The sequence below is a fragment of the Chloroflexota bacterium genome (assembly GCA_009840355.1).
In the GTDB taxonomy this organism is placed as follows: Bacteria; Chloroflexota; Dehalococcoidia; order Lucifugimonadales; family JADFKI01; genus Bin90.
Genome location: VXNZ01000037.1, coordinates 1 through 12,347 on the forward strand (window position 1 = coordinate 1; position 12,347 = coordinate 12,347).

General features: G+C 56.6%; 8 protein-coding genes and 1 pseudogene. 6 read left to right on the forward strand and 3 right to left on the reverse strand.

The window, feature by feature from the left end:
- Nucleotides 1–298: 298 nt before the first annotated feature.
- Entirely contained in the window at nucleotides 299–592 is a 294-nt protein-coding gene (locus F4X57_10280; protein ID MYC07541.1) for an HU family DNA-binding protein, read from the reverse strand.
- 257 nt (nucleotides 593–849) lie between these two features.
- Here F4X57_10280 and F4X57_10285 point away from each other — a divergent pair, with 257 nt between their 5' ends.
- From F4X57_10285 to F4X57_10295, 3 genes are all read left to right on the forward strand, one after another.
- On the forward strand, nucleotides 850–1,044 hold the full coding sequence (locus tag F4X57_10285) for a hypothetical protein (protein MYC07542.1): 195 nt from the start codon (nucleotides 850–852) through the stop codon (nucleotides 1,042–1,044).
- Nucleotides 1,045–1,185: 141 nt separating this feature from the next.
- Nucleotides 1,186–1,596: a hypothetical protein gene (locus tag F4X57_10290; GenBank protein ID MYC07543.1), complete on the forward strand. Its 411-nt coding sequence runs from the start codon at nucleotides 1,186–1,188 to the stop codon at nucleotides 1,594–1,596.
- 150 nt (nucleotides 1,597–1,746) lie between these two features.
- Nucleotides 1,747–2,946: a thiolase family protein gene (locus F4X57_10295; protein MYC07544.1), complete on the forward strand. Its 1,200-nt coding sequence runs from the start codon at nucleotides 1,747–1,749 to the stop codon at nucleotides 2,944–2,946.
- Between the two features lie 1,077 nt (nucleotides 2,947–4,023).
- Here F4X57_10295 and F4X57_10300 read toward each other — a convergent pair.
- On the reverse strand, nucleotides 4,024–5,100 hold the full coding sequence (locus tag F4X57_10300) for a hypothetical protein (GenBank protein ID MYC07545.1): 1,077 nt from the start codon (nucleotides 5,098–5,100) through the stop codon (nucleotides 4,024–4,026).
- Nucleotides 5,101–5,421: 321 nt separating this feature from the next.
- On the opposite strand from F4X57_10300, the gene F4X57_10305 reads away from it, so the two are divergent.
- Nucleotides 5,422–7,812, forward strand: coding sequence for a response regulator (locus F4X57_10305; protein ID MYC07546.1), 2,391 nt, complete (start codon nucleotides 5,422–5,424; stop codon nucleotides 7,810–7,812).
- A 164-nt stretch (nucleotides 7,813–7,976) separates the two neighbouring features.
- Here the strand turns inward: F4X57_10305 and F4X57_10310 are convergent, their stop codons facing one another.
- Complete coding sequence (locus F4X57_10310; protein MYC07547.1) at nucleotides 7,977–9,392, reverse strand: hypothetical protein; 1,416 nt, start codon at nucleotides 9,390–9,392, stop codon at nucleotides 7,977–7,979.
- A gap of 184 nt (nucleotides 9,393–9,576) precedes the next feature.
- Here F4X57_10310 and F4X57_10315 point away from each other — a divergent pair.
- Nucleotides 9,577–10,706, forward strand: a pseudogene (locus tag F4X57_10315) (IS256 family transposase).
- A 543-nt stretch (nucleotides 10,707–11,249) separates the two neighbouring features.
- Nucleotides 11,250–12,332 (forward strand): hypothetical protein, encoded by a 1,083-nt coding sequence (locus tag F4X57_10320; GenBank protein ID MYC07548.1) that lies wholly within the window; start codon nucleotides 11,250–11,252, stop codon nucleotides 12,330–12,332.
- Nucleotides 12,333–12,347 lie beyond the last annotated feature (15 nt).

Here is a 12,347-nt window from a genome sequence, read left to right on the forward strand (position 1 = left end):
GATGAACTGACAACGGCTCTGGAATCTCCCAGACGGCTGGTAGAGCTCCCCTCAAGGTAAACATCCTCCCGGCAGGGCGACCACCGAGCCCCTATGTGAAGAAGTCCGAGTGCTCGACCTCCTCTCCAGGCTTGATACCGCCCTACAGGCGAAACACGGGTTCTCTCAAAACCATTCCTCCTCCCAGGAGCGTGCGAGCCGAATTGCCACCCGAGAAAGCCACGCTCTCCGGCACGGTTTGTCCGGTCGCATGCAACAAGGGGCAGAAATTTACTGCTCCGGCGGCAACTGAGGATGGTTATTGATGACCGCCTCGTACAGTCTGCTCAAGGGTGTTTCCGGCTTTGAAGGCAACATATTTGCGGGCCGGCACATCAATCATCTGCCCCGCATTCTCTCCCGCTATCGCACGCATCTGGCGGGCGGCTCTCTCCTTCACCGAGAATGTGCCGAACCCAGTTAGAGTCACACGGTCGTTCTCAGAAAGCGCTTGTCCAATGCTGTCTAATACAGCCGAAGTGGCATCGGCGGCGGCGGCCTGACTGATTCCCAGTCGTTCCGCTACCATCTTGCTCAATTCAGCCCTGTGTATCACATTCGCCATCTGAGTTTCACCTCCTGCATCTCTGTGCGGCTTTCCTGAGTTCACGACATTTATCACAGTTTAAGACCGACGCCAATAATATATGACGCATCGGCTCGATGCAATAATTGAGAGTAAATTGAGATGGACTACGTGGACGGGCCGTAGCCTCGCACGCCTGCTTCAATTATAATCCGCGCATCAGGCGATGTGCTCAAGGCTTCAGATCTCTCACGATGCAAGAAAATATACACATTTCTTGCGTCATGACAGTCAAAGCTCACGCGAACGAGCAGCACGCCGTTGAGATGATGAAGCACCTATCGATTTACAGCGAGCACAATGTCGAGCCTGCGCCACCGGCGGCACCCAAGGTGCGCGAGATACGGCTGCCAGGGGCGATCCCGTCTTTCCGCCGAGAGCTGAGTCTCGCAGACACTTCATGCGCCGCGGGCCGCTGACTGGAGCTGCCGACTAGACGATTTAGCACTCCCGGCGATCTGTGATATCGTCTTGTAATCCATGCCGGATCGTGTCGGCAACGACAGAGAGATGAGCGTGCGAAGACGCAGGAGGCAAGAGCCATGTCTACGATTCCAGCACTGGAGAGGCCCGCGCCGGTTCCCAATGAACTGACGAAGCCCTTCTGGGACGCCTGCAACGAGAGGCGGCTGGTTCTGCAAATCTGCACCTCGTGCGAGAGGCTGCAATATCCGCCCACCCGGCGGTGCGACGAATGTGGGTCGGCCGACAGTCTTGAGTGGAAGGAGGTGCGGGGCAGAGGGCACATTGACGTGTACTTTGTGATACGTGACTCCCGCATCAAGGGGTTCCGGTCCGCTCAGCCCATCAACTTCGCGGTGATAACCCTGGACGAGGACCCGGGTATCAACTTCCTGTCGAACCTTCCGGGCACCCCACCGGGCGAGGTCCCGGTCGGAGCGCCGGTCGAGCTGATATTTGAAGAAACGAGTACCGGGCAGCTGGTACATGAGTGGCGGGTGGTTGGCTAGTCCTGCCAGACCTGTGGAGATGTTCGAGAACGCAGTTGCGATAAGGGAGTCGAGATGGCTGGCGACACGAGTTGGATGAGAGACCGGGAAGGTATGGGAGTCTGGGAGCACCGAGGCAAGGTCGCCGTTGTAGGCTGGGGACAGTCCCACATGGACCGGCGATGGGACGGGGTGAGCCTTGACAGGAGCTGCGGGGGCCTGAGCAAGGAGGCGTGCCTGAAGGCAATCGCGGACGCGGGCCTGTCGCTGGACGACATTGACGGGCTTATCACGAGCCCGGAGACCCGCGCCGAGCAGACCTGGGCACCCCGCCCTTACTTCGATCCTCCCTACGACAGCGAAGACGGTCTGACCAAGGCTTCGGCGGATTGGATGCAGAGGGAATTGGGTTTCAGGAACATAAAGTATCTTGAGTCCGACGCGCCCTACATCGGCCCGATGATGGGACTGGCCGCCCAAGCGGTCGGCGATGGATTATGCGAGACCGCCCTGGTGTGGTATCCGATGGTCAACCTTTCAGGACGGTACGGGCACAACAATCCTCAGAATGTCAGCAATGAAGCCCACGGAAACAGCGCATTCACAATTCCATGGGGCTACCAGAGCGGGGCGATGTTTAATAACCTGGTGGTCTTCCGGCAGTACTGCCAGAAGTACGGCAAGTCCCACGACGGGCTGGCTCCCCTCTGTCTGAACTTGCGCAGAAACGGCCTGATGACGCCCTGGGGTTTCTACGCTCTGCACGAGCCATATCAGCTTACGCTCGAGGATTACCTAAACGGGCGCGTGATCGAGGAACCGCTGGTGATCTATGATTGCGACAGGCCGGTGAATACCTGCGCGGCCTTCATCTTCACCACCGCCGAGCGCGCAAGGGACCTGAGGCAGAAGCCGGTCTATGTCCTTAATCACGCACAGCACAACATCAGGGGCAGGAGCAGCATGGCGACCCTGGATGAGCATCAGGAGGCGGTCGCCAGTCTCGCTCGGAAGATGTGGGAGGGTTCAGGGCTGGGTCCTGAGAACGTTGACATATTCAACCCATACGACGGATACCTCACGTTTACGCAGCAATTCCTGGAGGGCTTCCAATGGCACGGCGTTAAGTTAGGAGAAGCTCACGACTTCTATGCCGACGACATCAGGGTCGAAGGGCCGCATCCCTTCCTCTCCAGTGGCGGAAATAACGGAACAGGACGCAACCGTGCCGTCCTCTACGCTGACAGTATTCAGCAGCTCAGGGGAACGGCAGGCGCGCGACAGGTGACGGTGCGGGCGGAAACTGCCCTTGCGGGCTGCAATACACCCGACAGCAACGGGTTCATGATGTTCAGCAAGTATCCGAGCTAGAATTCATTCCGGCGGCGCCGTTCGTTGATGCGGCGACAGCGCCGATGGACTCGGAATCGGCTCCCGCGACGGGGTATGAGTACAACCGCAGGTACAGCCCTCCGCCAGCTACCAGTTCGGCCTGCTGACCATCTCCTCCTCCTTTTATCTTGGTTTTGGTGTGTGAAAAACAATTCACTTCTTGGATCAGGGTGCGGCAGGGCCGATGTCCCCCAGGTCAGGGAAGACCGCAGGAAAGGGAGGGGCGACGCGCCCTTCTCACCTAGACCTCCAAATTGCCATACCTGAAGGGTCTATTAGAACATACAAGTTGCCTGGGCGCCACGTCATTAAACTGGACAACCTACCCCTAACTTTAGGTCAACGCATTTCCTGTCAGATTTTCCGACTAAGGTGAACTCCGCTTAGGCATGGCTGAATCCCAACTCGGTGATTTCGCCCAGTTTAGTCTTGGCGCTTACACCCAACGAGCTACTGCCTCAGGCGGGAATTCGATAGCCCTCCGAGAAAGGAAGAGACTGCGAAACCTACCAGCATCCCAATAGGGAACCACAGTCTTTGCGGATAAAACACATAGAAAGCGTACACTGCCCACGAAGAAAGAAGAATCCCGACTATACAGGAAAATAAAGCCCTTCTCGTCTTCGCCACCGAAGCGGCAATGGCTCCTCCAAGGAAACCACCGATAACGCAGCCCACCAGTACGATCAGCAGGCCGTTCGTGTCTGCCGATGCCACTCGCAGAGCATTTGCTTCCGGGGTCTGTGGATCCAGCAGCTCCGGTGGTGGAGGGTACAGGCGAGTTGACACCAGACCACCTAGGAAGAAAATGGCGGCACCTAAGACTGTACCCACTATTGGGGCGGAGACGTTTCTAAACCAGACTTCACCCATAGGTGACCTCTACTTTCTCTGGGTTTTTGTGCACTTGCAAGTTTGTCCATGAGGCTATTTGTCGAATCTCGTGATTCCGTCGGGATGTAGTTGCTGCGTCACTGTCTGACCTGAAATGGAATATTCTACTCACTGCTTCCAGTCATTGGGTATGTTCTCTCCGTAGTGCCGGCAGGACCGCCATTATTCCCGGTCTGCGGGAGCCTGAGCCCGTAGCTGGAAGCACGTTTTACCTTCATCGTGATCCCAGACTCTTTCCGAGAAGCTGCGTTCATTCGCGTAGGGCAGATCGTCGGTACTTGTTGAGAAGACTGCACAAAGCTCGTAGTCCATGCCCCCGATGGTGCGGTACTCGTACGGAGCGCCTGTTGCGCGATCACGTATTCTATCCAGGTCGTACGGGGGACCGGCAAGCTGGTTCAACTTCGCAGGTAATTCTCCATTCAGTTCCCAGTAGAGATTCACGTTGTCGGCAACATTGGACAGATGGGCTACACGATCCTCGTCGAGTCTGATCTCCCGCTGCTGCCAGGGGGAACCTACCAGGAAAAGCGCGTACGCGATGCAACCCGTTACCGCGATCACCACGGCTGGAGCAAGGAGACGTAATGCCCAGGCGCTCTGGGGTATTGGCGCCACGACTTCGGCCTGGCGCATGTCCCAGATGTAGTAGCCGAAAATGCACCCGGTGACTAGAAGAGTGGCACCCGCTTTCAGTAAGAAGCGTAGTGTCGGGTCCCCTCCCAGCAGGTTTGCCAAAATGGCGATCAGATCGCCAAGGATTACACCGGCTGCGACAACGAGAGTGATGTAGGTCAACCAACGCCTCACGGGGGATTGACGGCGCTCCGGGCTCTTACTCGCCTGTTTAGCCAGCCACCTAGTTAAGAGCAGAAATAAAGGGAACGCAACGATTACCGAGGCTAGGGCAGTCGCCTGCTCGCTGGAAGGGTATCTTCCCTCGGTATCAAGTGCGTCGGGAAAGCTGTAGTCGACAAGGCCGAATACCAAGATGGCAAAGCTTATGGCAGAGACGTACAAGGCAATGAACGACACCATGTATAGAAACGCCTCGCGTGCGTACAGGTAAGGTCTGGGCCTCGGAACGGCGATAGAAAATTCGACGGGCGCAAAACTGTGCAGACTGTCTGTAACTTCGCTGTCCGTCCAGCCTGCCTCAAGCAGTTTGCCGCGAATCGTGTCGCGGCTATGTCCTTCATCCAGTGCATCCTTGACGAATACTTGAAGTTCTCGGTTCATGAGTTTGCCTCCTTGAGCAGTAATAAATGAAAGCACTTTGCGAGTGCGACAGTCTCTACCATTTCCAGCGATTGCCGGATGATTTCAGAGGACTCAGTAATGGAATACTCAATCTGCATAAAGCTCCATTGGTATTGCCAAGACTATGCTCAAACAGTACGTGCCTGGGATTGTATCGCCCTAAACATATCGTATATATAACAATAATGGTGTATTCTATGTCTTTCCTATAACAATTCGGATTGGTTCTTACGTACCCTGACCCAGAAACGGAATTAACTCCCTGAATACAGTAGTCGTACTTGGAAGAGAGGTGGGCTCTTGAAGGCGTGTGACAATCTAACGTCGGAAATGAAGGAGATGCATGACCGGCTAATTGAACTGACCGGCGCGATCCTGCGCATCAATGAAGATCTCGACTTTTACGGTGTACTCAAGGAGGTTGTCCACAGCGCTCGTGTCCTTTCAGGTGCGCGTTATGGCGGGATAACCGTACTCGACGACTCGGGGCAACTAGAGGAATTTGTGACGAGCGGGCTGACCCCGGAAGAACATAAGACCCTGGCTGAATTGCCTGAAAGTGCGAGTTTCTTTGACCATCTCAATGGCGTGAATGAGACGCTGAGGATAGTCGATCTTCCAGCCTATATGAGATCAATCGGCATACCCGAACTGCGTAGTCCAATCGATGTCGCTTCCCTATTGGTGGCACCAATTCGCAACAAAGACCTGCGGATGGGTTCCATATACCTGGCTAGAGGTGTCGAAGGAAGTGAGTTCACGAACGATGATGAGGATGTCCTGTTGATGTTTGCTGCTCAGGCGGCTCTGGTGATAGCTAACGCGCGGAGGTTTAGGAACGAACAGCGAGCAAGATCTGACCTTGAGGCTCTGATCAACACGTCTCCGGTGGGTGTTGTCGTATTCGATGCTAAATCCGGCGCGCCCGTGTCTCACAACAGGGAAACACTGCGGATCATTACAGGTCTTGGAGAGGTTGAACACCCTCGTGAACGTATTATGGATGTTTTGAGCATACGCAGGATGGACGGCAGAGAAGTTCGCATGGAAGAGACCTCCCTCGTGCAGATGGTCAGTTCTGGCGGAACAATTCGTGCTGAGGAAGTCGTCCTCCAGTTGCCGGAAGGTAAGCCCATGACTGTGCTGGTCAACGCCACACCCATTTACTCCGCAGAGGGTAGTGAGATGGAATCAGTGATCGTAACCCTCCAGGATATGACACCAATTGAGTATCTCGAGAGGTTGAGAGCTGAGTTTCTCGGTATGGTCAGTCACGAGCTGCGTACGCCTCTAGCCGCCATCAAGGGAGCGGCCGCCACGCTACTCGACGAGTCCGGAAGTCTGAACTCCGGAGATGTCCGGCACTTCCACACAATTATCGACGACCAGGCCGATCGAATGCGTAGGATGATCTCGGATCTGCTGGATATGGCACACATCGAGTCGGGCAGTCTTACCATCAACCCAGAAGCATCCGACCCTGCGACCCTCCTGGAACAGGCGGCAAAAGCCTTTGTCGGCGGCGGAGGCCGAAACGAGCTACGCTTCGAGCTACCGGCGGAACTTCCAACTGTTATGGCAGATAGGCCTCGAATTATACAGGTCGTTAGCAACCTACTCTACAATGCGTCTCGCCACTCGCAGGACTTTTCTATTATTCGAGTGACTGCTGCCCATCAGAACCTCCACGTTGCGGTTTCGATTTCAGATGACGGGTGGGGCCTGATGCCCGATCAACTGCCATACCTGTTTCGGAAGCACTCCCGAATTGAAGGTAACAACGTCAGTAGGGAGACTACTGGAATGGGCCTGGGTCTGGCCATCTGCAAGGGTATAGTCGAGGCTCATGGCGGCAGGATATGGGCGGAGAGTGAGGGCCAAGAACAGGGCACTCGGTTCACATTTACGATTCCAGTTGCTGAACGTAGCGCCTCAGAATTGTCTGTAGACCTTTATGGCGTTTCGGGTGGGGCGCGTGCCGAAGCGGAAGAACAGGCGTGCATCCTGGTGGTGGATGATGACCCGCAGATACTGAGACAGGTAAGAGATATCCTCTACGAAGCCGGCTATGTAACGATCCTTGCGTCTCACCCTGAGGAAGCAGTCGCCCTGACAGAGTCGAATGAACCTCAGCTGGTCCTGCTAGATTCGGTACTGTCAGGAACCGACGGTATGGAGTTGATGCAAGACATCCAGGCTATCTCAGACATACCTGCGATCTTCCTTTCTGCGTACGGCAGAAGCCAAAGTATCGAGCGCGCTCTTGACCTGGGAGCCGCAGATTATATGCTCAAACCCTTCTCACCAACCGAACTTACAGCGAGAATCCGGGCCGCGCTGCGAAGGGAGTCGGAACCGAATAGAATCGAACCTTCTGATGCCTTTCATCTGGGCACCCTGAGGATCGACTATACGCACCGACAGGTTCTGGTAGACGCCCAGTCGGTACATCTGACTCCCATTGAGTACGAGATGCTGCGCTTCCTCTCATTGAATGCCGGGAGAGTAGTGACTCACGATCAGTTATTGCGACGAGTCTGGCGCGTGCCCAGAAACGGTGATCCCCAAGTTGTTCGAACTCACATGCGCAGGCTCAGACGTAAGCTGGGCGATGATGCAGCCAATCCGATGTTTATCTTCACAGAGCCAAGGATGGGCTACCGTATGCCGAGGGCCAGCAAATCCGGCTAAAAGTTACCGCTGAAGATATGCAGCCAAAGTCCAGATGCCAATTGCAGCGAGAGTTTCTGTGTGACTGGCAGCGTAAAGGACACGCCGTTGAAGCGGGGCTCTGATCAATCCTGATACTGCTTGCCGGCATGAGCACTCACTTCGCCAGTCGGCGTAGCGCTGACTTATTCAGGGTACACCCACTGGTCAAGGTCCAGATTGGCGAACTGCCCGTCCTCACCAACCAGATCCGACTCCGGCGCGTCGAAGGTGAACCCAAGGATGCGACTCTCTCCGGGGACAAGCGGAGGAATACTCGGGTCAGCGGCATTGAATGTCAGTGTGTGAGTTCCGCTGCCTTCGAAGTAAGGCAGGCTCCATCCCCCCGTCGAGGTGTCCTGCACATAGAGTCCTACCTCTCCAATTACAGTTACCGGTTCGCTGAAAGTAACCTCGACATTGCCGTCGCTGTTTTTGGATAGTGCGACAACCTCTGGCCTACTTGACTGTCCAACAGCGCCGTCTGACCCGGAAGGAGGCATCAGCGGCGCTTCGCCTTCGATGTAATTCTCTGGCGCCGTGATTTCGAGCGGCTCATTGTGGCCACTGTAACGCAGTTCGGCTAACTGATGCGCCGTCCCCGCTTCATTATCAGGTATCAACACCGAAACCGATCGGTGAAGGAAGCTACTTGCGCTCAAGACCAGCTGTATCTCTAGTGGAGGTCCCTGCGCTCCGAGCTGCTCTGGTGTCGCCTCATAGGATACGATATATTCTGAGTTGTCCTCGGTTAGCTCCACACTCTTCCAGACGATGCTTGGATCGTCCAGATTCTGAAGTTGATGCTCGACCATCTCCAGGGACATTAGCATCTCCGCCATATCGTCCGCCGAGAGCGATGTCTTGACCCATTGGTCTGTTCTGCCATCGTTCGCGTAAAAGGCTCCGCCCGTGACGATGAACTGCAACATTTCACCTTCCGGACCCTCCATCGTCATACTGAACTCGTCCGGAGACACCCTGATCACCTGCATCCTGATACCCGGTGGTTCCTCGCCCTGCGGAATCAGGCCGGCGAATAGCGCGCCGATGTTAAATTCGATATCTACCTTTACGCCATTCAGGACACTCATCGCGGTGTTGCTGCACGAAACAACCAGTCTCGGGTCGGTCAGTGTCCCGTTCGTGAGGCATTCCGGTGGCAGTTCTGCTGCCATTTCATCGGATGGTGCTGCGCTGGTCTCTAGCTCGCCGTCGCCGTTTTCGCTGTCGGGCACCGGCGTAGGGGACGTGGTCGGAGCCGGTGTAGCGGTATTCTGCGGTTTCGGCGTAGCCGTAGCGGTCGCCTGCGCTGTGGGCACGGTCGCCTGGGTAGGCACAGGTGTGGCCTGTTTAGGTTCAGTTGCGGATGGGGTTGCCGAAACATCTGCGGCTGACTGCACGGTCGCCGGACCCACCGGCAGGGAAGGCGTATCCTCATCTGAGTCCGACTCACATGCGACCGCGAACATGAGCACCAGAGATACCAGCAATGCGGCGATGAGACCGTATCCGCCTGGTGCGCCGGTGCCCGACAATAGAGCGCGCCTCTGGGAACCCATTAAATCATGCCTCCATATTTTTCTTGTCTTTTACAACGGTAACTGTGCCGACTGCCAGAAGGTATAGTAGCGTCCCAGATATTGGTGTAACAGAGAAGGTGGAGTGGACTAAATGAAGCCACCGCGTCATCCTTTAGTGAAGTAGAAGCCTGATGCGAGGAGGACGACGATTGCAAGAGCAAGTATGGACTTATTGGAGTTGTTGCGCAAGCGTGGAATGGACGGAGACGTGGATTTTCTGCTCGAGGCGCTGGGTGTTGTCGCGCAAGGGATAATGGACGCTGAGGTGCCAGTGAAGACTGGATCTGCATACGGCGAGCGTAGTCCGGATCGGGTCACCCAGCGCAACGGATACCGCACTAGGAGTTGGGATACGCGAGTGGGCACGATGGAGTTGCGCATACCGAAGCTGAGGGACGGAAGCTACTTTCCCTCACTGTTAGAGCCGCGGCGTCGGAGCGAGAAGGCGCTGCTGGCGGTGATACAGCAGGCGTATGTAGAGGGCGCACCAGGAGGGTTGACGATCTTGTGAAAGCGCTGGGATGCGAGGGCATCTCAAAGAGCCGGGTGTCGCGCATCTGCCGCGGGCTGGACGAGGTGGTGGAGAAGTTCCTTAGCCGGCCTCTGGACGGAGGATCGTATGCGTACCTCTGGCTGGACGCACTGACGCAGAAGGTCAGAGAGGAAGGCAGGATAGTCAACGTGAGCGTAGTGGTGGGTACTGCCGTGAACGCCGAGGGCAAGAGGGAGATAGTCGGACTGGACGTGGGCACGAGTGAGGATGGAGCCTTCTGGCTGAGCTTCCTGCGCTCGATGGTGGCGCGAGGACTGGCCGGTGTGGAACTGGTCATCTCAGACGCACACCAGGGGTTGAGAGATGCTATAGCTACGGTGTTCGGCGGAGCAAGTTGGCAGCGCTGTCGCACGCATTTTATGACGAACTTGCTGACGCGGGTTCCGAAGCGGACACAGCCCTGGGTTGCGACGATGGTACGCAGCATCTACCAGCAGCCGTCCGCGCAGGAGGTGCACATCCAGCACGGGAAGGTAGTCGAGCAGCTTGCCGAGCGTTTCCCTGAGGCTGCCTCAATGCTGGATGAAGCCGGAGCGGACGTACTGGCGTTCACCCACTTCCATATGGAGCACTGGAAGAAGATCTGGTCGAACAATCCACAGGAGAGGCTGAACAAAGAGATAAGGCGACGGACCGATGTGGTCGGCATCTTCCCGAACATATCGGCGGCGATGCGGCTGGTTGGCGCTGTGCTCGCCGAGCAGAACGATGAGTGGATAGTCGGCAGAAGATACCTGACACCGGCCTCACCGGCTTACAGTGAAGCCCTGCCGGAGGTGCAGCTCACACAGCCGACTGCAGCCTAGTAGAACAAAAGGATTGACAATCTCCCACACCACATGCTGGGACTTGACCCCTGCCTTGGGCTCGTCGAGGTAATCGGTGCGGATTAAATCGTATTCGCCTTCACTGCCCTGCCGGATAAGTGGCAACGAGACGGAATTAGAACATACAAACCAACATCAGTCATTGAGACTTCACGATGGGCACTCGTATCGTTGAATTATGAGGCCCAACATCACATCGAGTCTGCCCGTGCGTGAGTACGGCAGGCTGAATGCCCCGCCGGTGCAGCCGGGACTGCTGTCGCTCAGGCTGGACCCTTATCGCCAGTTTCTGGAAAGCGGCATGACGTAGTCCCTCCGCGATATGGCCGACATTGGCGATGCGGACAGCCGCTATTCGCTGAGTCTCGACCAGCCCGAGCTGGACCCCCCGCAGCGCAGCCCAGCCGTGTTGCGGACGGCCTGACATACGACGCGCAGCTCACCATCAGAGCGACGTTGGCGAACTCGGACAGCGGCGAAATCACCGAGCAGCGCCTCTTGCTTTGCCGGATGCCTCTTATGGACTCGTCGGGCGGTTTCATCATCAACGGAGTGCGGCGAGTCGTCATACACCAGATAGTCCGCGCGCCCGGAGTCTGGTTCGGCTTCGACCGCGAGCCGGTGTCCGGGAGACGGCTGGGACGAGGACGGATCATCCCTGCCCGCGGGGCTTGGATCGGCTTTGAGACAAACGAACGGGACGAACTACGCATCAGGCTCAACAATGGAAGCAGCCTGGGCGCACTAATGGTGCTGCGCTTGTTCGGTCTGGAGACCGACTACGATCTGCCCCATGCCTTCAAGAATGCGGATACCGATCCGAACAGGCGCTTCATCCGCAACACAATCGCCGCGGGAGATTGCCGGAGCCGCGACGACGCTCTCTTTCAGGTCTATGCCGAAGTCGCGCCGGGAGCGCCACCGAACCGGGAGAGCGCAGAGCGCCGCATCGAGCGACTCTTCTTCAGCCCGCAGCATTACAGCCTGTCGGCGGTCGGGAGACACATGCTCAACCGCCGCTTTGGAACCGACGAAACAGGCCTGCTGCTTACGTGCGACGACCTGGTGCGAATCGTCGGGCATGTAATCAAGGTATCACTGGAGCGCGCGGAGGCAGACGACATCGACCATCTGGCTAACAGGCGTGTGCGGACGGCTGCAGAACTGGTGCAGTCAGAGTTCGAGACTGGATTGTACGAGGTCAGCAAGGCTGCGCGTCAACGACTGGAACTGGGGAGAAACCACCCGATGCGTCCCTCGGATCTGCTGAACACGACGCCCCTGATGAAGCGTCTTGACGGTTTCTTCAACGGCTCAAAGCTCTGCCAGGTACTGGATGAGACAAATCCACTAGCCGAGCTGACGCACAAGCGGCGCGTGACATCTCTCGGTCCAGGAGGACTGAACCGGCAAAACGCGGGTGTGGACCCTCGGGACGTGCATCACACTCACTACGGAAAGCTCTGCCCCATCGAGACGCCTGAAGGGCAGAACATAGGACTGCTGTCCACCCTTACGACGGGAGCGCAGATCGACTGACACGGGCTTCTCACT